This window comes from Peribacillus muralis, from assembly GCF_001645685.2.
Taxonomy (GTDB): Bacteria; Bacillota; Bacilli; order Bacillales; family DSM-1321; genus Peribacillus; species Peribacillus muralis_A.
The window spans coordinates 2,534,864-2,560,568 of the sequence record NZ_CP017080.1 but is presented as its reverse complement, the minus strand read 5'-3'; the positions used below and the strand labels follow the sequence as shown (position 1 = coordinate 2,560,568).

Sequence of the window (25,705 nt, the reverse complement as noted above, 5' to 3'; positions counted from 1 at the left end):
AGAAAAAAGGCGATCCGGTCATGGATGCCTTTTTTCTGTTACCGTTGTTCCAGCCATCCTTGAGGAGCAGCTGCAAGAATAGGTCTTGAAATAGAAAAAATAGGATGAAAAACATTGATAAAATGTTGGATAAATGTTATAGTCAATCGTAGAAATGACCAATTGAACGAATTGGTCATTAATTATTAGGTCAGGCGGAACAGAATGAATAGAACGATATATTTCAGATGAAAAGAAACCAATCCATACTGAAATTCAATATATGAGCGGTAATATTGCCGTGAAGGAAGGACTTGGTAAGTGTGCTTAAATCTTTAAAGGGTGAATTTTCAGCGATTATAAAACATCCTATGATACTCATTTCCATTATAGGGATCATATTGATTCCCTTACTATACAGCGGGACGTTCCTTTGGGCGTTTTGGGATCCATATGGGAAGGTGGACAAATTACCGGTTGCCATCGTCAATATGGATGAGGGAGCCGAGTTCAATGAAACGGAACTTACAATAGGAAAAGATTTAGTGAAAGAGTTAAAAGAGAAAAAGGACTTTGATTGGCACTTCGTCAGTCAAAAAGAAGCGAATGAAGGTCTTGAAAACCAAGATTATTACATGAAAATAGAAATACCGAAAAACTTTTCCAAAAATGCAACGACTTTGCAAGATGATAATCCGGAAAAACTCGATTTAATTTACACGTCTAACGAAGGATTTAACTATATATCTACGAAAATTGGAGATGCTGCTACTGAAAGAATCAAAGGGGAAGTATCATCAGCTGTAACGAAAACGTACGCGGAATCCATGTTTGACAATTTAAACGAAGTTGCTGACGGACTTAAAAGTGCCAGTGATGGTGCAGGAAAGTTAAAAGACGGAACGGATTCCGTCAAAAACGGATCAAGTGAACTTGGTGAAGGAATTAACTCTGCTAAAGCAGGGTCCAAAAAGGTGGAAGACGGAATTGAATCGGTTCATTCAGGTTCAGTCGAAATCCATGATAATCTCGAGAAATTGGCCGAAAAATCATTAACCTTTTCAAGCGGAATCGGTTCAGCAGCGGCAGGGTCCAAAGAGCTGAATCAGGGGTTGCAACAGTTTAGCTCTGGTGTAGGTCAAATGAAAGACGGGCAATCCCAGCTTTTACAAGGTGCCAAAAAATCCAAAGCAGGATCCGGTGAATTGGCCAACGGCTTGCAGCAGTCAATAGCTGGTTTCAATCAGATCGAAGAAAAGCTTCCAGCTTTGACTGAGGGAGCAAATGGTGTCGCTGCCGGTGCTAGCCAGCTTTCAGGCTCCTTATCCGAATGGAGTGCAGCTACAGGTGATGCGAAAGCTGGGGCTGCTGAAGTTTCAGCCGGTTTGGAAGAAGTTATTTCCGGATTGAAGCAACAATCCGAAATAACGGAAGATCCCGCCGAGAAAGCACGATTGGATGGTGTGATTGCCTCACTCTCCCGCATCAGTGAAGGCAGTAAGGGAGTCTCCGAGGGGGTTGGAAAGCTTTCGGCGAGTGCTTTAGAAATGGCTAAGGGCGGCAACAATTTAAACGACGGAGCAACTCGATTAGGTGAAGGTGCAGGTTCACTAAGCGGTGGTTTCAATCAATTGAAGCAAGCTCAAGATAAACTTGCCAGTGGTGCGAATGAGCTTAAAGATGGTCAAGGTCAATTGGTATCAGGCTTGACAACATTTGGCGATAGTATCGACGAAGCCCAAAACGGCCTTGGACAATTAACCGATGGCAGCAATAACTTGGTTAACGGGCTTGATCAGCTCGAAGATGGCTCCAAGCAGTTATCGAGTGGTACCTCTCAACTTTCCGAAGGTTCCAAAAGTTTAATTGCCGGAACTGATAAGCTCAAAGAAGGCTCATCGAGCTTGACAATGGGAATGGGGGATTTGGCAAACGGAGCGATCAAGCTGCAAGATGGCATTGCCAAGCTATCCGATGGCTCGGAAGAATTGCATGATGAATTGAAGGATGGCGCAGATGAAGCTGGCAAAATAAAATCCAATGATGATATTTATGACATGTTTGCAAGTCCAGTTAAAGTGGATAAACTGCCAATCAATAATGTACCAAACTACGGAACCAGCTTTGCACCCTATCTCATTTCCTTGAGCTTATTCATTGGGGCGATCGTCCTGACGATCATATTCAAGTTAAGGGAGCCCGCCGTTAAGCCTGCAAATGGATTCAGCTGGTTCATCAGTAAGTATAGCGTCATGGCCCTTATAGGAATTTGTCAGGCCATATTGGTCGATTCGATTCTGATTTTAGGACTGGGAATTGATGTTACGAGCTTACCGCTATTTTTTGCAGTAAGTATCCTTGCGAGCTGTACATTCATGGCGATCATTCAGTTCCTGGGTTCAGCCTTGGATAACCCAGGTCGATTTATCGCATTGTTAATTTTGATTCTTCAATTGACAAGCAGCGGCGGAACCTTCCCCAATGAATTGGTTCCAGGGTTCCTGCAAGGTTTTACACCATTTTTACCAATGACTTATTCGATTAATGCATTTCGGGCAGTCATTTCAACAGGAGATTATAGCTTCATGTGGCATAATCTAGGTATCTTGGCGATATTTCTCGTAGTCGCGTTAGTCTTATCTCTTCTTTACTTCATGTATCGGTTCAAAAAGTTGAACGCAAAGGCTGATAATAAGGAAGAGACAATCGAATAACAAAAAAACGGCCCCAGGATGGGGTACAGCATACTGTAGATGAATTCCGATAATAAGGGAGTTTGTCTGCAGTTTTTTGATTTTAATAGTTGTACATGAACTGTTTCATTACACTGCAGGCGCTCGCTTTCCGCGGGCGGTCGGGGAGCCGCCTCGGCGCTTGCGCTTGTGGTGTCTCCCCATAACCGCATTTCCCGCAGGAGTCTCGCCGCCTTCTTTTCCATTCCACTCTGCGTGAAAACGAAAGATACGTTTAGATTGCCCACCGTGTTGGGGGATTTTGTTTCATTGCGCCTGCTGGATTTTCCCTTAGACCGTATTTCCCAGTATCGAACCTTTGAAAACTAAGTACCCCCATTGTCCGAAACTAGGGGGTTGGGCGCTTTTTTCCACTCCAAGTAATGGTTTTCGCAGAGTCCCATGGTTTCAACACACATTATACCTTTGGAAATATTGGAGATTGAAACACGAGAAATAAAATGGTGCTTGTGAACACTGGGGGAAAAAGCCTATCAAGGTGATGAAGGACTGTTTCTCTGATACTGTGTAAAAGCTGAACGAACAAAGGAAAATGCGGCGTCCGAGATGGGACGCCACATTTTATCGGTACCAACTTAAATGTTTCCAGATGTTTGTGAACCTTTGTATGTAAGTTCTTGCTGGCTTTATCAAGTGTGTGTAACGGATTGAACATCTATACCCGTGATTTTAGGGAAGCAGGTGTGTATTTCTTCATCGGATTTTTAGCAATCACGTCTTTCAAATATGGATGACCGGCAGGGCCCCGTTTTCTCAAAAGCTCCATTAGGTAGGTTATGTCATCCAGAGCTCGGTGGGTTTGGAAGTTGGTGATTCTATGTGCCTGCAGCAAGGTTAACAGTTTACTATTTTCGAAGCCGTATTGCTTCCAAGGTACATTCCGCATTGTGCAGAACCATTTTTGATCATTGACTTCGGGGTACAGTTGGTAAAGAAAACTTCTATCGAATGAAGCATTATGCGCGAAAATATCATCGGCACGAGCGATGAAGGAGATAATTTTTTCATCGTGAAAGCTTTTTCCTTCCACTGAGCTGAAAGGGATGCCATGAATCCGGAATGCTTGATCATAATTCATCCTAGCTTGCAGGCTAAGCGGTTCCCTTAAAAATGATTCCTGATCAATGTGTTTAATGATTTCACCGGTTTCACTATTATAAGTAAACAATATAAGGGCAAGCTCAATCATTTCATCGGAAGAGGGACGCAAACCGGTTGTTTCTACATCAAGCACTAAACCTAATCTATTAGACAATTTTCTTTCCTCCAATTGGATTTCTTTGAACCTATTATAGCGGACAAGTGTTAGCTATTGAAAGTGTGGGGCATTATAATGGATGATTCCGATACTATTCAGCACCTCGATTTCCCATCGTAATTTGAAGCGCCTCATTCAATAGCTCTATCTCCTTTTGTTTGTCCTTGTACAAATGAAAAAAGGAAATCCCCTCGTGCCACTTTAAAAACTGATAAAATGAAATCGATTTTTCCGGAGCGGTTTTCCATTTCCTTCTCGACGATTTCATAAATGGTTTCGTAATTACGTAGCCGCTTATACATGTTTACCAAAAGCTTAATGATTTTTACGTAATTATAAATAGGCTCATTTTTGGTCATGAAGAAATATGGCAGGTCCACTATAAGCAGTGCCAGCTCCTCTTTCGTCGGAGAAGAAATGCTTCTTTCATAATCTAACAAAGCATCAGGTTCACATATATCCTTTGATCGTTCTTTTCTTGTAAGGTTTTGTTCGATTCTTAATTCGTAGATGACAGAGCCAACCTCTATTTCCATTTCCCAATAGCCTCTTTGTACCTATATTTTGATTAATATTTTAACATAATATTATTTTTGTCAGTAACATTTATCGGAAGGATAGTCGGATATAACCAAAGCGGCCATTAAATGAATGTATGCTTGGAGGAAATGTTCACAATAAAAAAGAAGCGGCCATTTGCCGCTCCTATTTCAGTATCTTATTTACCGATGAATTGCTGTGTCCAATAGTGGCTGTATTTTCCTCCTGTTGCATGTCCGATTCCAATATGGGTATAGTTCTTATTCAGAATATTGGCCTTATGTCCGGGACTGTTCATCCAAGATTTCATCACGGATTCGCTGCTTGGCTGACCGGCTGCGATATTTTCACCCGCGTATTTGTAGGTAATGCCAAACGCTTTCATCATATCGAAAGGAGAGCCATATGTAGGGCTTGTGTGATTGAAATAATCATGATCGCGCATATCTTCGGATTTCAAAGTTGCAGTCTTGGAAAGGGAAGTATCCATTTCGACGTTCGGCAGTCCAGCTTTGGAACGCTCTTCATTAACTAAACGAAGAATCTGTTGTTCTACCGTCTGATCATTCTGTTGTTTTGCAGTTTGTTGGACGTTTGGTAGATCGATTGTTTGACCGACTATAATTCGATTGGAATCAGAAATGGCTGGGTTTGTTTTAAGAATATCGGAAATGCTCACTTCATATTCTGCGGCAATTTTAGATAAAGTATCTCCCTGTACCACTTCGTGAGTGTTGGCGCCTAAAGCTGCCGTCGGAGAAAGCAGGGAAAGGGATAGAGCCGTCATAAAAATCGTTTTCTTCATTTTGTTTCCTCCTAGGATAATATCTGGATTGAAAATCTAGTATCCTACAAAACTTCTTCCCTGTAAAACTAGATTCTTCTTTTTCATTTGAAGAATGGGAAAAAGGTAACGAATCATACCAAGTAAAATAGGGCCCATATAACCTGAAAGGAAAATGGTGAATGTTGTTCATAGTGCTTTTTTTTTAGAAAAGGAGATTAATTCCATGTAGAAAAAGAATCATTTTTATGTTTGCCAGCCACATCGTTCAGGGTAAATAAGAAGCATATGAAAATCGGGAACTAGCTATATGGAACTAAGACGATCATGATAGAAATAATTGGTACAAAGGTGGAGTTTATATGGATTTGAAGGCAGGGAAAGTATTTTGGAAGGATACATTTAAAGCTAGGAAATATCCAATCTTAGAGGAAGATCTTACATGTGATGTATGTATCGTTGGGAGCGGCTCATCGGGGGCGCATTGTGCCCATTTTTTAGCGGAGACGGGTCTGAACGTCGTCCTGATCGATAAACGTGACATTAGTGAAGGCAGCACGATTGCGAATACTGGACTTCTTCAGTATTCAAATGATAAAACATTGACTTCGTTCATCCATAGCTTCGGTGAAGAAGCTGGTACGCGTCATGTTCAGCTTTGTTTGGATGCGATCCGAACGCTTGAGAAAGAGGTTGTCCCAACTCTTGAAGAAAATCCGGATTTTAAAATCAGGAAAAGCCTGTATTACGCATCAAGCCCTGACGATGTTTCGATGCTGAAGGAAGAATATGAAAATCTGAAATCCCGTAATTTCCCCGTGGAATATTATACTGAAAAAGAGATTAAGGAAAAATTCTCATTTTCAAAAGCCGCTGCACTCGTTACGGGCAATGATGCGGAAATCAACCCTTATAAACATGCGCATTTATTGATTGAAAATGCTTTTCATAAAGGCGTACGTGTCTATTCCAATACAAAAATAAACGGAAAGGTATTAAAGGAAGATCAAACCGTGTTATTTACTGAAAATGGACATACGATCCGTGCACAAAAGGTCATCTTCGCCACAGGATATGAGGCACAAGAAGAGGTAAGGGATAAAAATGCAGTGATTCTAAGTTCATACGCCATCGCGACCAATCCGATTGCTGATCATGCAAAATGGCATGAGGATATGATGATTTGGGAAACGGCAAGGCCTTATCTATATGCGAGGAAAACGGCTGACAATCGAATCATCATTGGAGGACTGGACGAATCCACTGGTTTTATCGAGAAACGGAATTCCATGCTCATAAACAAACGAGATGAATTATTGAAAGAGCTCGTCTCCTTATTCCCTGAATTACAAAATGAGATTACGGCCGATTATGCTTGGGGTGCTTTTTTTGGCGAGACCCATGATGGCTTGCCGACAATCGGGATATATCCTGACCACCCGAATTGCTATTTCTTATTGGGGTACGGCGGAAACGGGACGGTATACAGTGTCATCCTTTCACAAATCATCAGGGATTTGCTCACGAAAGGTGTGCATCCAGATTCGGATTTATACCTTAAGGAAAGGAATATACCGAAAAGGGTCTCCCATTAAAACAGGAATTTCCTCCCGATGAGTAGAATTAAGTAGACAGCACAATATACGGAGGGATCCTTCGATGTGGTTTAAGGAATTGGAAACGAAACGGCTGAGATTGATTGAAATGGGTCACCAGCATACGGAAAGTCTGTTTGACATCCTCTCAAGAGATGAGGTGACTAAAAATGGGGGGATAGAAAGCTTATCTCACGTTGAAGATGCCCGCCGCCTGATTAATGCATTCAAAAGTGCATTCATCAACAAACGGGGAATACGCTGGGGAGTGGTCTTGAAGGATACGGGCAAATTGATCGGTACTGTTGGAATCAATCAATTGAGCCTGGCCAACAAACGCGCAGAAATAGGATATGAAATACACCCTGATTATTGGAGGAAACAGTATACGTCCGAAGCTGTCAATGAAGTATTACGCTATTCATTCGAAGAATTGAAACTGGTCCGGATCGCTGCATTAACCTTCAAAGATAATTTTGCCTCGGCAAACCTCTTGAAGAAGTTTGGATTTAAAGAGGAAGGCAGCCTGCGAAGCTATGTATTTCTTCATCACGAGTCACACGATGCGATGGTATATTCCCTGTTATGCAGTGAATATCGGCATCTATATCAACACACGGTTTAATGGATTTTTTCATAAATAAGAAGGATTGGCTGGCCACTTGTGCCAGTTTTTTTATGTTGTTGACGTATGTCTTGGGCCAATCATTTTACCAAATTTACAACACCTAGTTTTGCTTTCGAAATAATATTTACTTCTCCCCTTGAACAAAATATCTTCTGCCAATAACTAAAAGAGCGTCGACCCATAAAAAGACATAAAGGACCATTGATAAATGAGGTTTGATGTAATTATAGATTTAAATTAATGACATAAAACCTATTTGACAACTTAGATAAAGTATATTAATAATATAAAAGTAGTGCTTATTGATGCCAAAACAGGAAATTAAAGGAGGTAAGTGGGTAAAAAGAATGATATAAAAAGTACAAGGGGAGTCGAAATGAACAGAAAAAACGCATTATCCAAAAAGATATTGAATGTTATCATTATTTTCAGCTTATTAATTCCATTGGTGCCGGCAAATGTGTATGCACATGGAGATATGTCATCACATTCGGAACCTGTGGAAGCAACAGAAAATACAGGCGAAAAATCTAAATCTGTCAAAAAAAAAGCTGAAGAGCATAAATACACGGAAAAGGTCAGTGAAATTAGAGAAAAAAGAAAAGTGGATGAAAAAACTTTTCTAAATAGTGATTTGAGCTATTCCACAGAGGTATACAACGGGCCAGTCCATTATTCTGATTCAAAAAAAGAGTGGAAGCCGATAGAGAATGAATTAGAAATCAATGAAGAAGCAGACAAAAAGGATTATAAATATAAAAATGGAAACAATAAGTTTTCTGCCAAATTATCCACCTCTACTAAAAAGAAACAAATGGTGTCACTTAAATTCGGAAAAGAAAAACTAGGTTTTGGATTGGTTGGTCCGAATTTGGCAAATGCAAGCAGGAAAGACGGGAAAGCCATCTATAAAGATGTCTATCAGGACACCGATATACATTACACAATGCTGCCAAACGGAATAAAAGAGGACATTATTTTACATAGTAAAAAAAGTGCAACCAGTTTTAAGTATTCAGTTCATGGCACACTTAAAGCAAGAAAGGTAGATAGATATATTGAATTCCTTAACAAGGATAACAAGGTAATATGGGAAATGCTTCCGCCCTTCATGGAAGATGCTGAAGGTGAATACTCCGAAAATATAGAATATTCAGTTATCAATGAAGGTGATAAGCAATTCATTCAAATGGAAATCGATGAGAAATTCGTGGAAGATCCTGCTCGTGTTTTCCCCATCATTGTTGATCCAACCGTAAATATTGGCGGAGCTGCTTCCAATACAAAAGATACGTATGTCATGAAGAAGTTCCCGACAATCAATTATTATAACAGTACCGAATTACGAACTGGATATACCGATTCAACTGGTACGACAAGATCTTATATAGACTTCACCAACTCTTTACCGAACATGGGTGGAGGATTATTGGTAAGCGCCGAATTAAAAGGTTATAAATTCAGTCAACCAACAACTCCGATCAATACAAATGTATACGCGCAACGCGTGACCTCAAGCTGGTCATCCACGGGAGTAACGTGGAATAAACAGCCCTCCATCGATACGACAAAAACATATGGAAGTACCGCAGTCAATGGAAATAATGGCTGGTATAACTTTAACCTTACAGATCTTGTAGATCAGTGGTATAAAGGTAAAGTTCCAAATCATGGGGTCGTGTTAAAATCATCTTCCGAAGGCACTCTTGGAACATATCGAAAGTTTTACTCTTCCGATTATTCCTCCAAACAGCCCTATCTTTCTGTCACCTATTCAGGTGTGCCAAGCGCACCTACAGGATCAGCCGTCGGAAACGGGGTGAATTCAGGTACAGGCTACGTAAACGTAAACTGGACACCTGTCCCAGGAGCTACAGGATATAAAGTCCTCGTTTTTAATGGTAAAAACTACGAAGAAATTAATGTAGGAAATGTGACATCCTGGTCAACAAAAGGGAAGAAAATTTGGCCAACGGCTGCACAAATCTCAGCTGGGAATTACAATTTGCGCTTGAATGGAACGGGAACTGAACTAGCGGATGACCCTAGGCCGGTTTATAAGAATTCGAAAGGAACGTACCAAGATAAAAAAAATTACTATTTCCGAATCAAGGCATACAATAAATATGGGGATAGTGCACAATCCGCACAATTTACCCCAACGATTGCCGATCAAACTGCACCAACCAAACCTGGTAAACCAACAATTTCAAGTCATTTAGATTCAAATTTCAAATTCACCTGGTCGGCCTCGACGGATTCCAATTCCGGCCTGAAGGGATATCAGGTATACGTCGGGACAGCTGCCGGGAAAACCGATGTCGTCAATGGCACATTAGTGACGCAAAACTCTTTCACTTTGCCAAAAGCGGTTGCCCGTACCACATACCATATGTATGTTCGTGCAGTCGATAATCAAGGAAACTATATCAATTCAGATTCATCGTCCGGTATAGCGCGAAAGCAACTGGATGCGTCCATCGTCAGTTACACGATTCCTCCGCAAATGGAAGCCAGCGGTGATTACAATGTAGCGATAACGGTGAAAAATGAAGGAATCGAGACATGGACCAATTCCGAAGGCTTCATGCTCGGATCAACGGCAACGAATGATCCATTTTCCAATAACGCCAGGTTAACGCTGACAAGTTCAGAATCAATCAGCACTTCCAAAACAAAGACATTTAACGTGAAGCTTAACGGCGGTAAAAAAACCGGGGACTATAGCAGTCAATGGCAAATGCTGAAGTTGAAAACGGGAATGTTCGGTGATCAAATATCCCAAAAAGTCAAAGTCGTTGATACCACTCCCCCTGCAGGGGAAATCGTCATTAATCACGGCGCAAAGGTAACGAATACGCCTAACGTGACATTAACTCTAGCATCCTCCGATAATAGCGATAGTGACATATCCCAAAGGTTCCGGAATGAACAAGCAAACTGGACTGCCTATGAAAAACAAGCGAAAACGAAACCTTGGACCTTATCAGGAGGCAATGGAGAAAAAACCGTATCGGTCATGTTCAAGGATGGTTCAGGTAATGAATCAAAAACTTATTCTGAAAAAATCCTGCTAGATGCAACTTTACCAACGGCGAAATTAACCTTTCCCGCTACATTGGATTATCTAAACGGAATCACGGAAATCCATGGTTCGGCTACAGATAATGATGATATGGACGAGTACGTGCTCAGTTACGGAAAAGGAGAGTCTCCTCAAGCATGGACTGAAATCACCAAGAAATATGATGATATAAAAGATGGGGTTTTAGGCAAATGGGATGTAACTGGCTTGGAAGCGGGCCTTTACACAATTCAGTTGAATGTGCGTGACAAAGCGAGCAATACATCGATCGCCACTAAAAAAGTATGGGTCGATCCATTACAATCGATGCTTGGAATAGAAGATTTTTGGGCTTATACGAGCACGGAAACCGGATATGGAGAAAGCAAGACGAATCTTGCCAATGGGAATCTACATTTGTCTTATACAGATAGTTCTGTAAAAGGACGAGGGCTGGATGCAACGATAATCCGTTCATATAATAGTCAAGATGACCAGCAAACATCACTAGGCAAAGGATGGAGACTCAATGTTCATATGTCTCTCATTCAAGAGCCGAATGGGGACATCCGCCTAATTGACGAAGATGGGTCAAGGCACAGCTTTAAAAAGAATGTAAATGGCACGTATAGTTCCCCTCACGGAGTTTATCGGGAATTGGTCAAAACCAGTGGCGGGGATTACACGTTAACCGATTTAGTTGAAGCAGAGATCGTTCAAACCTTTAATGACAAGGGTCAACTTCTATCAATCGGAGATAAAAATGGTAACAAGAATTCCATTTCTTATGATGGGAATAACATTAAAGAAATCGTTGATTCTACAGGGAGAAGTACAACCTTTACTTATACGGATGCACTGTTAAGCGCAATTACGGATAGCACGGGAGCAACCACCAAATACATCTATGAAAATCAAGCACTCACAAAGGTTGAATACCAGGATAAAGACAAAAAATCAGTTCGGTTATTAAATTATGAATATGACGGAATCGGCCAGTTAAATAAATATATCAATCCAAATAAAAACGCCACTTCCTACGATTATAATGGTCATCGGCTCGTTAGTACGGAACGGCAATTCACCTCTTATAACGCCAAGGCAAATAAGAAAAATGATCCGTCCACCGTGAAAGAAGTGTTTGTTTATGATTTACTGAAAAGAACAACAAGAGTTTCGACATCTGGTAAATACAAGATCACCACTTCTGAATATGAAACGAATGAAAAAGGAAATTTGCTTAAAACGATTGATGACCCTGATGGCTTAAAGGTAACGAGCAGGAATGTGTATGATCAAAACAAAATCAAAGATTCCTTTGATGGCAAAGGAAATAAAACGTCCTTTACGTACGATGAACGTGGAAATATTTTAACGAAAACCGAACCCACTACAAAAGACATCGAAGGCAATAGCACGACTCCAGTAACGAAATATGAATATAAACCAGGCACAAGTTTATTGACGAAAGAAATAGATGCCTTGGGCCGGGTCACCAGTCATGAATATGATGCAAAGGGAAACCGGTTATGGACTGTTGATACAGAAGGTTTCAAGGATTCATTTAAATACGATAAATTCGGAAATTTGACGGATAGCTCCTCAGAGAGAGGACCACTATATGCGGCCGTCCCCAACTTTAGCTTTGAAACGGGTGAAGGCACATCCATTTCAAATTGGAAGAGTTCGGGCAGTGCATCCTACCAAACAACCGAAAAAAGAATGGGAACGAGAAGCGTTTCCATAACAGGTTCGATAGAATCGGAGCATCTGCCGATTAAACCAGGAAAACTACCTGTACGGGCATTGGCTTGGACAAAAGGATCAGGGGCGATTGTTTCTGCTCAATTTTATGATTCGTCCAAGAAATTAATTAGTACCAAATCCAGTGCAGCATCAACAGGAGCTGGATGGAATTTACAACATATAGGTGCAGCGATTCCTGCGAATGCTTCCTTCATTACGGTGAAAATACAAGCTGGACCATCTAATATCAGTGTAGATGATGTGAGAGTGGAAGAAAGTGATTTTACTACTCGAACTGTTTACGATTCAAGCGGTCTGCATGGAATAGAATCATATGACCCTTATGGAAAGAAAATGACATTTGAGTACGATGCAGCTGGAAACAAAATGAAAGAAACGAATGAATTGGGACAAACAGCAAGGTTTTCCTATAACCTGGATAACCAAATAACCGAACAAATCGATCGACTTGGAAAAATAACGAAATATCAATATGACGGTGTAGGCAATTTATTGAAGGAAACGGATGCACTTGGTCAGGCGGTGGAGTATGAATTTGATGAACAAAATCATCAAATCGTTGTACGGAACCCGAAAGTCACAAAGAAAGCTTACGATTTCCAAAAACCGCTTCCTCCGAACATAACGAATCGCACTGAAATCGATGAATATAACGAGCTCGGTGAAAAAATAGCTGAAAAAGATGGCAACGGGTACGTTAATATCTTTGAATATGATCCTTTGGGCAGACTTAGTAAAAGTATCGACCCATTAGCCAATCAACTGCGAATGACGTATGATGCAAATGATAATAAGGTAACGGAAGAGAATTTTGCATGGGATACAACAACTTCCACCCTTTATTCAAAAGGAAAAACTTATTATCGGTACGATGAACAAAATCGCCTGACGGCATACTCCGATCCGACCAAAGACCAAAACACCTTGGTTGAACAAAGTAAGTATGATGCTGTCGGTAATGTTGTCAAGTCCATATCCGGGACAGGGGACTGGGTCAGTTATGAATACGATAAGAATGACAATGCCATCTACAGTAAAGATTCTTCCAGTCCAGCAGTGGAAACGTGGACGCTCTACGACGGCCTCGGGAATGAAGCGATTGCCTTTGATAAATTAGGCGCAACACATTATATTTACGAAGCCAATGGACAATTGAAGGATGTAGTCGATACAGACGGAAAATATACGACATACACCTATAATGCTGCAGGAGATAAAACGAAACTTGTAGATGCCACTGGTGCCGTAACGGAGTGGGAATACGATCAAGAGGGTCAACTGAAAACCGAGAAAAAAGCAGAGGCCGATCCAAGTTCCGGTGAATCTACGACACAAGTATCTTCCTTTGAATATGACTCTATCGGTCAAGTGAAAAAGAAAAGCTTGAAAGAAATAAATGGCTCCAAGACAACCGTTTCTAAAGAAGTCACCTATGAATATGATGAGTTAAGCAGGCTTGTAAAAGAAACGGGCCGTAATATGGAAGACGGGAAAATAACGGAAAACCGTTTTCTCCATGATCATAATAGCAATGTGACGCATACATGGGTATATGATGAGAGTAATCCCGTCCCAGTAGCGGTGGATCCAGATGGTGATGGGATTTATAACAGTGAAACCGTATCTGAATATGACGCCAATAACCGCCTGATTTCAGAAACCATTTCCCACACGGATACACAGACGACGACGAGATATGACGAAAAAGACAATAAAGAAATCTTGAGCAACGCCCTTGGTGATACGGTCATTACGTATGATGACAATGACCGGATGACAAAAATCCTGACACCTAATTTTGATTCTTATCAGTATGAATATTTAGTCGATGATTCATTATCCAAAGTAAAAGCGCCTGGAGTAGAAACATCGATCAGCTATAATGGCGGTTCTAAAGTGAAATCCCTGAAAGCTGTAAGTCAAAAGGATCAGAGCGTGCTTTTTGACCTTCAATATCAGCATTCCGATACAGAACAAATCACGCAAATCTCCGATAAAGGAAAGATAAAGAAGAAATACACCTATACAGCAAAAGGGCAGCTTGAAACCGTAGAAGCGGATGGAAAGAAGCTAAAATATAGCTATGATGCCAACTCCAATCTGGTTAAAACGGAAAATGTAACATCGGGCAAGGTCGCTGCGACGTATACGTATACGACCGACAATCGGATACTCCAGAAAAAAGAGTATAACGAAACATCCGGTGCGCTTCTCCGTACGACTGATTATGTCCATAATCCTGTCGGGATGCTGGCGAAAGTTACGATCAAAGAAGGCGCAAACACGACGGTAACCGATTACGGTTACAATAGTGATGATCAACTAGTCAAGGTCAATCAAACCGTGAACGGCAAGAAACAACCTACCATCGCCTATGAATATGATACGGATGGAAACCGCATTGCCAAAGATGTGAACGATGGAACGAAGAACACGCACTATCATTACCATCGGGATACAAATGGTGAGTTATTCCTGGAAAGTATAGAAGGAATCAAAAGGGAAGACAAAAATAAATATCATCGTGATGCAGATGGGAATTTATTAAGCTTCAGCTTTAATGATGTTGTCTATTACTACCAATTCAATGCACGGGGAGACGTCATAGCCCTAACCGACAAAGCCGGCAACACGAAAGCGACCTATGAGTATGATGAATGGGGCAATGTTACAGCCATTACTGGTGACAAGGATATCGCGAATACAAACATTTACCGTTATGTAGGGAAGTATGGCGTCATGTATGATGCCGATACCAACCTGTACTTAATGGGCTGGAGAGATTATGACCCTTCAATCGGGCGCTTTATCGTGCCTGATGAATACGAAGGCACGGAAGAAGATCCCACTTCCCTAAATCGCTACCTATATGCGGATGCCGACCCAGTCAATAACATCGACCCGGATGGCCATGCTCCAAAATGGCTGCAAAAAGGCTGGAAATCAACGAAGAAATACTCGAAAAAAGGGTATAATGCCTATATAGGCAATGATATCAAAACCATCAAAAACCCTAAATCCAAATGGTATCAAAAAGCCGGAGCCACCGTATCGGTCGCAAGCAATTTCGTTCCAGGTGCCGGTCAAGCCAAATGGGCCGCCAAAGGCGCGATCAGTGCAGTCAAGTACGGCAAGAAAGCGAAGAAAGTAAAGAAATTCAATAGTTCCTCTGTAAAGAAGACACTAAAAAACAAAACAAAAGTCAAAACCTATAAAATAAAAGGAAAAACGGCTACATTTAAGCGTAGTTCTGTTAAAGGAACATATAAACAAACTAGTAAAAAAACTTTCGTCCCTGAAGAATATTGGGAAAGGAAAGCCCCTCAAAATGCTACTCCAGGTTCGAAAGTAATTCATTATAGACAGTATAAAGGAAAAAAAGAAAAATCCACAGTAATATATGATAAATTTGGAAGACAAAAATATAGAGTCGATCATGCAAATCACAGCATGCCAGATAAACATACCGTTCCACATTTACATGAATATAAATATGGACCTGGATATTCAGCAAAAGGAAAAGAGTATACATATAACTTTTGGGGGAGAAAAAAATGACTTTAGATTGGTACAAAGGAACTGTGTTAGAACAAGAAATTCCCGATTTCAAAGTGAATGATGTAAAATTAATAACAGGTTTTCAATATTATTTAGGATATAATTCGTATTATGACCAAGTATCTTTTTTAGAAATGGATTTTGTATTGGAAATAGAAGATAAAAAGCTAAATTTGAAACTCAAATTCAGTGATGTTTCTTCTTTAGATTTATTAGGATTTGGAGGCCAATTCAATCAAATAATGGGCTTTAGTGTCGAAAATTTAAATGAAAGTGGGTACGAAAAACAAAATAAATATTTAGTAGAAGATTATGAGAATGAAAGTATAAAGTTCTATTGTGCGAACATTGAAGTGCTGTCTTTAATAAAAATGTAGCAAGCTCATGTTGAATATTAAAATTCAGAAAAACCTTGATAATGATAATTATTATCAAGGTTTTTCTATAAATATTGCAAACATCATAAGAATTAAACTTGAAACACAGAAAAAACCGACAAAGATCGTTGTCAAAGAAAGGGTGATATTCAGTAAAAAAAATAAACATGCATATATTAAATTGAGGTTTGATTTCGATGTTTTTTAAATGGTGATCTTCAAAAGAAAAAAGAATTACTTTTGGAAAATATCATTGAATCCATAAGAGCCCTGGGGCAAAAGGTAAAAAAAGATTTCGATTCAACCAAGCTGGAACTCGATATTATAGAACTATTTAAATCTGAAGAGTGAACGGATATCTTAAAAATAAGTTTACTATTTTGGTTTGACGTAACTACTTTTTATCTTTTATCAAAGTCCCTGGAGCCGTGCATCTGTCTTTATACGAAATAAAAATCAAAAATTCAGAAAAACCTTGAAGACTCAAATGGTTATCAAGGTTTTTCTATAAGTATTGTAAACTACTAAAGATATTTCCAATGTTTAGAAACGACCGACGAACACCCCTTTTGGATCGTTGGCGAAGGCTGGGTAGAAGCCAAAAACCTTGTAGCGGGAGATCTGGTCGAGACGAATGAAGGCAACACCATCCGAATTGACACCATCCAAATCGTCCAAAAGCAAGAAACCGTCTACAACTTCAAGGTGAAGGATTATCACTCTTATTATGTCTCTACTTTGGGGATTTGGACGCATAATAGTTGTAAAATAACATATCAAACCTACACTAAGAAAAATAAAAAAACAGGGAAGGTCTATACTACTGGTAGAACAAGTGGAACAGGAACCCCGTTTCAAAATATAGCAAACAGAGATAGAAACCATCACATGAATAAAGCCGGGTTTGGAAAAGCTAGATTTGATAAATCATCTAAGAATAAAGATGCAATACGTGGACGAGAACAATTACTTATTGAAAAATATGGTGGCGCTCAATCAAAAGGTGGAACATCAGGAAATAAAATTAATGGAATATCTGATTAAAATAAAAAGCGGAAAAAATATATTAAAGCTGCAAAAAGGGAGTTTAGATAAATTGAAAGTTAAAAAGAAACGCGTGAAAATTGGTAATGTTTATGCTATTCCTCTACCAGACAAAAAGTATGCATTTGGAAAAGTCTATAAGGATGCCTGTATTGGCATATATAAAGAAATAGGTAACACAATGGAAGAACTTCCAAAAAAAGAAGAATTTGATTTTATTGTCGGAGTGTATCAAGATATACTGAAATCAGGAAAATGGGCACTTGTTGATTATCGAGAATTTCCTTCTGAAGAGGAAGCATGGCCACCAGAAATGAGTGTGTACGACATTATTGCTGGGACCTATTCTATCTATTACAAAGGAGAAATTTCACCATCTACTGAAGAAAAATGTAGAGATTTAGAACAAGCTGCAGTATGGGAGGAAGAACATATTATTGATAGAATCATGGGCGATGACAAGTGGAATTGGGATTAATATCGAAGACCCTTAAATAAAATAAATCAAATATTTTACGATTGGAGAAGCGGCAGGGAAGTACTCTAAAACGGAAAGCTATTTTCCTGACGTTTCCTCTATTTTAAAACGTAATTGGTTTCAGTAAGATATTGATTTAAAAAGAGGATAGTGGAAATGAAAGATGCAGCATCTGAAAATGATCAATTTTACGAAGAAATGTGTCTTCATGCAAGAAATTGTCAAGATGAGCATGACTGCAACGAGAAGAGAAATAATAACGGAAGTGATCTTAATTGAATAACAAAGAGGTTGAATTAGTTAAAAAACTACCTGCTCCAAAAAGATATGAGTACTTTATAAAGAAAGTAGCTGACTTTGAGGAGGTATGGGGATTGTTCAATGGTGGGTGGGCAATCTCAAAAGATGATGTTGGAAATTATTTAATGCCCTTTTGGCCGAAAAAAGAATTTGCAAATTTATGTGCATTGGGTGATTGGGAGAATTATCAAGCTGAACCAATAGAACTTGATGAATTTATTCAGGGTTGGTTACCAGGATTGAAGGAAGATGGTATTAGACCTTCAATATTTTGGAACAATGCAGATTCTGCAGTATTAGAAATTGATCTATTAATTTTAGATTTAGAAGAAGAGTTAAAGAAATATTAATTTTAAAAAACCTTGATTGGAAACAACCTATCAAGGTTTCCTTTTGTGTGCAAAGCTTGGTTACAGTTTAGAACTGTGAAGGCAGAAGCAGCAATAGGTTAACGATAAGGCGTCAATGTCGATGCAGTATATGAAAGAAGCGAGCGGAAAAACCTTCGTGCTTAAGAACACAAACTTTATACAAAGATAGTTTTAGGAAGAAGCCACAACTTCCCTAAATAGTTATCTATATACAGATTCCGATCCAGTCAACAACATCGACCCCGATGGCGGCCATGTACCAAGATAGTATCAAAAAGCCGGAGCCACCGTATCGGTCGCAAGCAACTTCGTCCTAGGTGCCGGTCAAGCCAAATGGGCTCCAAAGGCGCGATCAGTGCAATCAAGTACGGAAAGAAAGCGAAGAAGGTAAAGAATTTTAAAGCAGCCCCATTAAAAAAGAAAGAAAAAATAAAGGGAAACCCAAAAACGTTTCTAGTGACAAAGGATTAGCTGGAAGAGGATATACACCTAAAGCTGGAGAAAGAACGTTTGATGGTTATGTTACAGCGAATGTTCCTAAAAACAAAGAGTAAAGATTATATACTAAATCAAAAAATTTTAATACTAGTAAAAAAAATGCTAATGGTCAATTTAAACGGTTTGGAGCAGACTCTCATGGTGGCCTTTCTCCACATTTACATCAACCTACCACAAACGCTGCAAAAAATGGAGAAATCTATGGTGGACAAGGAAGAAAAACAAAAAATGGTGGTGTTACCAAGCCTGGTAAAAAGGATGTTAAACAGCTGTATCAGCACTTGAAAAATAAGAAATATCGTAAATGAAGGAGTGAGCTATATGTCTTTTGTTATTTATGATTGTATTCAATTTATCTCATTTAATGCGGATGAAACATTTAGCACAGCATCATTTTTGGAAGAAAATGAACATATACAAGTAAGTCTCCTTAAAACAGAGGATAAAGATAAATATTTGTATATAAATCATTATTTCAAAGAAAACGTATTTAGAATGTATGATCAAGAATTTTTAGGCGAGTTTGATGAATGGAAAACCTTAAATAAAGTACCTAAAGAAATCCAATCGTTCAGTCTAGAACTTAATAGAATAGTTAAGGATGAATCTATCAGTAATGTAAGTATTATATTAATTGACTATGTGGATGAACTGGAAGAAGAAAATAACATCGTTACTGTACATACTGCCTCAACAAGTATAATTGAAGGATTGTTCAAGGCATCCATATTTAAAAGTGAGGGAAATATTTTTATAATGGATATTAATTAATGAACTTTATTAATAGTATGGAAAAATGGGGCAGACAACTTTAATGAAAATAAAAAAAGAAATGGGGGAGTAGTAAGTTCAGATATGTCAGGTCAGTTATGTTACAAAGCTAAAAAAAGTAAAAAAGGAGTTAAACCTAATTCAAATGAATATCAAATTGATCATGTTTTCCCTAAAAAGAAAGGAGGCACTAATAGTTTTAAAAATGCACAAGTCTTAACAAGAAAAGAAAATAGGGATAAATCTGATAAAATAGAGTCGAAGAAAAGGAGGAATAAGTATTGACGGAAATATTAAAAGGGTATCATTGTAATTATCAAAACTTATGGAATGGTTGTATATTAGCTTCCATTGCTCATGCGATAATGGTGACGGAATATCCAGATTTTTTTTATGAGCATTCGTGGGATGATAACAATTATAATGTGCAAGATGGACAAGGGACAAGGGGAACTATTTCATTTAAAGATAACTTCTTTATAGTGGATTTAATAGTAATCATAGCAGCATCACAAAACCTAATCTACTCCTTAGAAAAGCTCCAAAGGCCATAAAAAAATTAGCAGAAGAAGAAACTTTACAATACTTACTAGAAGAAAGAGAACGAGTAACTAGCCCGGAAGTTACAACCATTTTTTGGGGCCAACATGCAGCATTCTCCTATCATTCAACCGAGGAATTTTTTATTAATGGCGGTTCATTAATAGAGTACCAACTCCTATCAACAGAAAAAGCTAAAGAGATGTGGATAGAAAATTACGATATGAAACCACAACAAATCAATTTGATGAATAAACTATTTGATATAAAAATTAAAAATCCAAATAAATTAATTACTTTAACAAAAGAAGACAGAGCAATCCTTGATAATAATGATCAAGAAGGTGTTTTGGAAAGCAAAGAATCCTTTCAAGAAATAGGTATCAGATGGTATTGATTTTTCATATATTTTGTTAAGAAAAGAAATAAAGCAATTGCCACTCCGCATGTTCATATGTTTAATGGAAAAGAAACGAGTACCGTGTTAGATCTGCTCGACCAAAAGAGAAACCAAAACAGAGAAGGTAATTATATGAATACACTAAAATGGCTTGAAAACTGGTTTGTGCAAAATTGTGATGGAGAGTGGGAACATCATAACGGTATTAAAGTATTGACCTTAGACAATCCTGGTTGGTTAATTGAAATTGATCTTGAAGGGACAGTATGTGAAGAGAAGTTTTTTAAGGATTTTAAACTCGAAAAATCTGATGAAGATTGGATTTTTTGTAAAGTAAGAGATAATAAATTTTTCGGGTATGGTAGTGTTAATAATTTGACGGTTATATTAGAAGTATTCAGAAATTGGGTGAAATTAGTTGAGGGTTTTTGATAAATGTAAAGATGCCCTATTGTTTTTAAAAGATTAATAGGGCGTGAAAAAGGGAGTTTAGATAAAATGAAAATAAAAAAGAAGCGCGTAAAAGTTGGAAATGTGTATGCTATTCCTCTACCAGACAAAAAGTATGCATTTGGAAAAGTCTATAAGGATGCCTGTATTGGCATATATAAAGAGATAGGTAACACAATGGAAGAACTTCCAAAAAAAGAAGAATTTGATTTTATTGTAGGAGTATATCAAGATGTACTAAAATCTAGAAAATGGCTACTTGTTGATTATCGAGAATTTCCATCTGAAGAGGAAGCATGGCCACCCGAAATGAGTGTTTATGACACCATGGCTGGGACCTATTCTATCTATTACAAAGGAGAAATTTCACCATCTACTGAAAAAAAATGTAGAGATTTAGAAGAAGCTGCAGTATGGGAGGAAGAACATATTATTGATAGAATCATGGGCGATGACAAGTGGAATTGGGATTAATATCGGGAACCATTATTTAGAATAAATTAAATAGTGTATGTTTAGAGGAGAGCTGGGGAAATGCTGATTACAACGGAAAGCTATTTTCCTGACATCCCCATTATTTTGAACAATTGGAGTGGTTTTTGGATTTATTAGACATCTTTAAAAGGTGGATCATGAAGCAAAAATCAGTTAACGGGGTGTCATATCACCTTTTAAGGAAAAATAAAAAGCTTGGTAAAACGGAACTGTATGGGAACAAAATATTCTCTATTTTAAAGTTACATATGTGAAGTGCAATACAGGTTTTGACTATTAAATTGAGTATAGACAAAGTGTCATTTTCGGGAAATCTTTTAATAATATAGAAGAAACTAATCAAAAATCCAAATTCGGATGTAGCCTTTTACATAAATGGACCTAGAAGGAATTAGAGAAGGTTACAATCAAATCATGTGCATTAATAACCTAGTCTTAACTGTATGGGGATATGAAAAACTGAATAATTATATAGTGAAAAATTATGGAGCTGGAATAAGTTTTATTAAGCGGATATTTTAGCGCTAACGATAAATGAAAGATCATAAACAGAAAGCTAAAAGAAAAACTTGTCATATGTAACCTTTGTCCACCTGCCTTAGGAACATAAGGGCAGGTCTTTTTGGAAAGGATAAAATCTTTTCGGGAAATTGGAATCCAAGAGAAATGAATGGTGACGGCACTTGTAGGGTGATTGCGTATGAAGTTGGTTTGAAACATTGTTATGCTAAAGGCTGAAGGGTTGTGATTTTTTTCACGTAAATGTTCCGTGTGTATGCGGGTTATTGGCTGAAGCTTAAGGGTTTGAAAGGAATACCATGATGGATGCGTGTTTGTTGTAATGGGCTCTAGTCATTTACCTTATTTCCAAATGTCCTTGAAAAATGCTCAAAAACTATGCATCGTGCATTGATTATTGATGAAGTAAAAAGGTCTTCCAATTCGCGTCTGTTAGCGGCTGAAAAAAGACAAGATCATTAATTGGGATATTACCTATTTACCTGAACAGAAGAATCAGAAGGAATATAGCAAAATCCGCCTTGATTTTCCGTATATCGAGGTATACGGATTGGATATGAAGCTGCGGAATATATTATTGAATCAGATAAGCTGACATTCGTAATGATTGGAAATGAAAGGTTTTAGCTTTCATTTCTTTTTTTTTTCGGATTTCCATACACGGCAGCATAAACGAGCCATCAGTAATGATACACATCATTCATCATCAGTCCAGTAGGAAGTTAAAAAGCGGTAATGCATGGGGAAATTTCACTTCCGTTGCGCGGTCCTTGGCGGCATTACGATTGCAATTCAAGGACAGATCAATGGTGGTTTTTTGAATCAGGAAGATTGTTTTATTGCTTCTTGTATTGTTTGCAGGAACTGTTCATATAACAGCTGTCGCATCGGCTCCTAAGTGGAAATTGATGGTGTAGTGTTGGGGGCATACTATGTCGTTGTGATGGTTTTGGTCATTCCTCGGATTGGAATTACGCCTGTATTGGTCGGGGTTATCGTAGGACAAATACTAATCGGGACAATCATTGACATTTTGGTTTAATGGGAGGTGCGCGCATTCATGAGGGTTTGAAAAAGGTGGCAGGGATAGTCGTACTTTTCATATCGCTATTTTTAATCAACCATAAATAAGTGAGTGCATCTCCCTGGAACAAACAAGTGGGGGATAAAAGCCCTATTCTTCCAAAGCGATTTTCCTAATCGGGTGAAGGAATGATATTAAAAAAGAGATTTTTATTGATTAACACGTTATTGTACTAAAATATATCATCGGGATGAAAATAATTTTCGAGAGATTTTTGCTGTTCAAAAGTGTTTGATTAATTATCCGAATATTTAGAATGATTAAATGCATCATCAGGAAGTGAACATATATGAATACTGATATTTCAATGCCAAAAATGCCGGAGAGGAGTATTTTCTTCCTGATTTAACAAGCGAATCCTCATGATTTTTCCTTGAACTAGATCGAATTATTCAGCGAAAAATTATTATCTTATGAAAAAGTACTCATTGGTTTATTGATTTTTTAATTTATTCGTAATATACTTAAAATTCAACATCTTTAATTCGAGGCATAGTACTTTTAGCGAGGTTAGAAAGTGGGTGGTTTTTTACTGGTAAACTACCGTTCTGGATTTTTTCTGGAAGAAACGTAGATTTATGCAAACGGTTCGCTAGCTTTAATGGGTGAATTTCTGCTTAATGGTTTTAACTGCCCTCGCTGACATTTTGAAAGTACTGTACCAACAATTAATAGGTGGTAGTCGGATAATCTCTTAATACGGGAATATCCAAAGAAAGAGTAAAGATGAGGGGGAATATTTTTTGAAAAAGTCTAAATTTTCAGTGCTTGCTCTACTAATGGCCATCATGCTTATTCTAGCGGCATGCAATGGCGGTTCGAAGGAAACTTCGAAAGAAAATGAGGGCGGGTCGGGTGACTCATCCAAAGAAAAAGTGCTAAACGTGAACAACTCGAGTGAACCTGGTTCGCTACATCCGGCAAACGCACAAGGAACTCATGAATCATGGATCCTTGAACATACGTTTGAAGGTCTGACAAAGAAAACAGAAGAAGGTAAAATCGTTCCAGGAAATGCAGAATCATGGAAAATCAGTGAAGATGGATTAAAATGGACTTTTAAATTGAAAGAAGGCTTGAAATGGTCTAATGGCGATCCGCTTACAGCGCATGATTTCGAATATGCTTGGAAGTATGCTTTGAAACCGGAAACAGCTGCTGACTATGCATACCAGCTTTACTACCTTAAAGGCGGGGAAGCTTACAACAGCAAAAAAGGCAAGGAAGAGGATGTAGGCGTTAAAGCGACAGACGACTTGACTCTTGAGGTTACTTTGGAAAAACCGACACCTTATTTCCTTGATTTGACTTCCTTCTATACTTTCTATCCAATCGATAAAAAGGTACAGGAAGAAAACCCTAAATGGGCATTGGATGCAAAAACACACGTATCGAATGGTCCATTCAAGTTAACGGAGTGGAAACATAAAGAAAGTCTGAAAATTGAGAAGAATGAAAACTACTACGATAAAGACAAAATCAAATTGGATGCGGTCAACTTCGCTCTAATTGAAGATGAAAATACGGCATGGCAAATGTATCAGAGCGGCGAATTGGACCTCGCTTATCCACTTCCTGTAGATATTCAAGGTCAAATGGTCAATTCTGATGACAAAGAATTCAAAATGGGCAAAGAACTTGCTGTATACTACTACAATTTCAATACAAAAGTGAAACCTTTCAATAATGCTAAAGTAAGGAAAGCATTATCGATGGCAATCGAGCGTCAAAAAATCACGGATAACGTTGCTCAAGGCGGACAAAAGCCTGCATTCGGCGTAGTCCCTCCGGGTATTCCTGATGCATCTGGAGATTTCCAGGAGAATACAGGTGACTTGTTTAAGGAAGATGTTACCGAAGCTAAGAAATTGTTAAAAGAAGGACTAGCTGAAGAAGGTATGAAAAAATTACCTGACTTCTCAATCTTGTACAATACTTTAGATTCACACAAGAAAATTGCTGAAGCGGTTCAAGGAATGTGGCGTGATAACCTGGGTGTCGAAGTTACCCTTGAAAATGCAGAATTCCAAGTTAAGCTTGACCGTGAAAAAGCTGGTGACTTTGAAATTTCCCGTGCAGGATGGGTTGGTGACTATGTTGACCCAATGACTTTCATGCTTTGGGAAACGGACGGCGCCTATAATGATGCAGGTTGGTCAAACAAAGAATACGATAAGTTATTAAATGAGGCAAAATCTACAATGGAACCAAAAGAACGCATGGATGCTTTGCATAAAGCAGAGAAAGTCATGATTGATGAAATGCCGATCCTTCCGGTTTACTTCTACACAAAACCATATATGGTTAAATCTAATGTTACTGGTGTTTATGCACCGATTAACGCTTATCCGAACTTTGTTTACGCGGATAAAAAATAAGAGAAGGATTAAAGTGAGATGGGAGGTATGTCCGATTAAGGACATACCCCATTTTCAATTACGAATTTGAATAT

At 38.5% G+C, this 25,705-nt stretch carries 21 protein-coding genes and 2 pseudogenes; 20 read left to right on the top strand and 3 right to left on the bottom strand.

Going from position 1 to position 25,705, the window contains the following annotated elements; translation table 11 throughout:
• Positions 1-302 precede the first annotated feature (302 nt).
• Positions 303-2,693, top strand: coding sequence for a YhgE/Pip domain-containing protein (locus tag ABE28_RS12420; RefSeq protein ID WP_083232068.1), 2,391 nt, complete (start codon positions 303-305; stop codon positions 2,691-2,693).
• Between the two features lie 694 nt (positions 2,694-3,387).
• Here the strand turns inward: ABE28_RS12420 and ABE28_RS12415 are convergent.
• The 3 genes from ABE28_RS12415 to ABE28_RS12405 all read right to left on the bottom strand — a co-directional run bounded on the left by ABE28_RS12415 (position 3,388) and on the right by ABE28_RS12405 (position 5,335).
• Positions 3,388-3,987 (bottom strand): exonuclease domain-containing protein, encoded by a 600-nt coding sequence (locus tag ABE28_RS12415; protein WP_083232067.1) that lies wholly within the window; start codon positions 3,985-3,987, stop codon positions 3,388-3,390.
• Between the two features lie 134 nt (positions 3,988-4,121).
• Positions 4,122-4,526, bottom strand: coding sequence for a hypothetical protein (locus ABE28_RS12410; RefSeq protein ID WP_064464840.1), 405 nt, complete (start codon positions 4,524-4,526; stop codon positions 4,122-4,124).
• A 182-nt stretch (positions 4,527-4,708) separates the two neighbouring features.
• The gene (locus tag ABE28_RS12405) at positions 4,709-5,335 is read right to left on the bottom strand and encodes a CAP domain-containing protein (protein WP_064464842.1); all 627 of its coding nucleotides are present in this window, start codon (positions 5,333-5,335) and stop codon (positions 4,709-4,711) included.
• Between the two features lie 341 nt (positions 5,336-5,676).
• Between ABE28_RS12405 and ABE28_RS12400 the strand changes: the two genes are divergently transcribed.
• The 19 genes and pseudogenes from ABE28_RS12400 to ABE28_RS12330 all read left to right on the top strand — a co-directional run bounded on the left by ABE28_RS12400 (position 5,677) and on the right by ABE28_RS12330 (position 25,631).
• Positions 5,677-6,909 (top strand): NAD(P)/FAD-dependent oxidoreductase, encoded by a 1,233-nt coding sequence (locus ABE28_RS12400; RefSeq protein ID WP_064464844.1) that lies wholly within the window; start codon positions 5,677-5,679, stop codon positions 6,907-6,909.
• A 64-nt stretch (positions 6,910-6,973) separates the two neighbouring features.
• Positions 6,974-7,534: a GNAT family N-acetyltransferase gene (locus tag ABE28_RS12395; protein WP_064464846.1), complete on the top strand. Its 561-nt coding sequence runs from the start codon at positions 6,974-6,976 to the stop codon at positions 7,532-7,534.
• Between the two features lie 379 nt (positions 7,535-7,913).
• Entirely contained in the window at positions 7,914-15,926 is an 8,013-nt protein-coding gene (locus ABE28_RS12390) for a DNRLRE domain-containing protein (protein WP_156775757.1), read from the top strand.
• A complete protein-coding gene (locus ABE28_RS12385) occupies positions 15,923-16,303 on the top strand; it encodes a hypothetical protein (RefSeq protein ID WP_064464850.1) in 381 nt (126 codons plus the stop codon). Before ABE28_RS12390 ends, ABE28_RS12385 begins: the two co-directional genes overlap by 4 nt.
• Before the next feature lie 204 nt (positions 16,304-16,507).
• Positions 16,508-16,654: pseudogene (locus ABE28_RS26100) on the top strand (hypothetical protein); the annotation flags it as partial.
• A gap of 222 nt (positions 16,655-16,876) precedes the next feature.
• Positions 16,877-17,059, top strand: a pseudogene (locus ABE28_RS26095) (polymorphic toxin-type HINT domain-containing protein); the annotation flags it as partial.
• A 132-nt stretch (positions 17,060-17,191) separates the two neighbouring features.
• Entirely contained in the window at positions 17,192-17,347 is a 156-nt protein-coding gene (locus tag ABE28_RS25745; RefSeq protein WP_257390570.1) for a hypothetical protein, read from the top strand.
• Positions 17,331-17,825: an Imm26 family immunity protein gene (locus ABE28_RS12370; RefSeq protein ID WP_156775755.1), complete on the top strand. Its 495-nt coding sequence runs from the start codon at positions 17,331-17,333 to the stop codon at positions 17,823-17,825. Before ABE28_RS25745 ends, ABE28_RS12370 begins: the two co-directional genes overlap by 17 nt.
• A gap of 156 nt (positions 17,826-17,981) precedes the next feature.
• Positions 17,982-18,104, top strand: a complete 123-nt coding sequence (locus ABE28_RS25740) for a hypothetical protein (protein WP_257390569.1) — start codon at positions 17,982-17,984, stop codon at positions 18,102-18,104.
• Positions 18,101-18,475: a DUF2750 domain-containing protein gene (locus ABE28_RS12365; protein WP_064464856.1), complete on the top strand. Its 375-nt coding sequence runs from the start codon at positions 18,101-18,103 to the stop codon at positions 18,473-18,475. Before ABE28_RS25740 ends, ABE28_RS12365 begins: the two co-directional genes overlap by 4 nt.
• A 531-nt stretch (positions 18,476-19,006) precedes the next feature.
• Positions 19,007-19,279, top strand: a complete 273-nt coding sequence (locus ABE28_RS12360) for a hypothetical protein (protein ID WP_156775754.1) — start codon at positions 19,007-19,009, stop codon at positions 19,277-19,279.
• A gap of 36 nt (positions 19,280-19,315) precedes the next feature.
• Positions 19,316-19,765, top strand: coding sequence for a hypothetical protein (locus tag ABE28_RS12355; protein ID WP_064464860.1), 450 nt, complete (start codon positions 19,316-19,318; stop codon positions 19,763-19,765).
• Positions 19,766-19,849: 84 nt separating this feature from the next.
• Positions 19,850-20,050: an HNH endonuclease domain-containing protein gene (locus ABE28_RS12350; protein WP_064464862.1), complete on the top strand. Its 201-nt coding sequence runs from the start codon at positions 19,850-19,852 to the stop codon at positions 20,048-20,050.
• Positions 20,047-20,319: a hypothetical protein gene (locus ABE28_RS24535; RefSeq protein WP_083232065.1), complete on the top strand. Its 273-nt coding sequence runs from the start codon at positions 20,047-20,049 to the stop codon at positions 20,317-20,319. Before ABE28_RS12350 ends, ABE28_RS24535 begins: the two co-directional genes overlap by 4 nt.
• A gap of 209 nt (positions 20,320-20,528) precedes the next feature.
• Entirely contained in the window at positions 20,529-20,702 is a 174-nt protein-coding gene (locus tag ABE28_RS24530; protein WP_156775753.1) for a hypothetical protein, read from the top strand.
• 135 nt (positions 20,703-20,837) lie between these two features.
• A complete protein-coding gene (locus ABE28_RS12340; protein WP_064464864.1) occupies positions 20,838-21,137 on the top strand; it encodes an immunity 53 family protein in 300 nt (99 codons plus the stop codon).
• A gap of 66 nt (positions 21,138-21,203) precedes the next feature.
• Positions 21,204-21,629 (top strand): Imm26 family immunity protein, encoded by a 426-nt coding sequence (locus tag ABE28_RS12335; RefSeq protein WP_064464866.1) that lies wholly within the window; start codon positions 21,204-21,206, stop codon positions 21,627-21,629.
• 1,459 nt (positions 21,630-23,088) lie between these two features.
• Positions 23,089-23,211: a DMT family transporter gene (locus ABE28_RS24525; protein ID WP_156775752.1), complete on the top strand. Its 123-nt coding sequence runs from the start codon at positions 23,089-23,091 to the stop codon at positions 23,209-23,211.
• Between the two features lie 785 nt (positions 23,212-23,996).
• Complete coding sequence (locus ABE28_RS12330; protein ID WP_257390568.1) at positions 23,997-25,631, top strand: peptide ABC transporter substrate-binding protein; 1,635 nt, start codon at positions 23,997-23,999, stop codon at positions 25,629-25,631.
• The last annotated feature ends 74 nt before the right edge of the window (positions 25,632-25,705 follow it).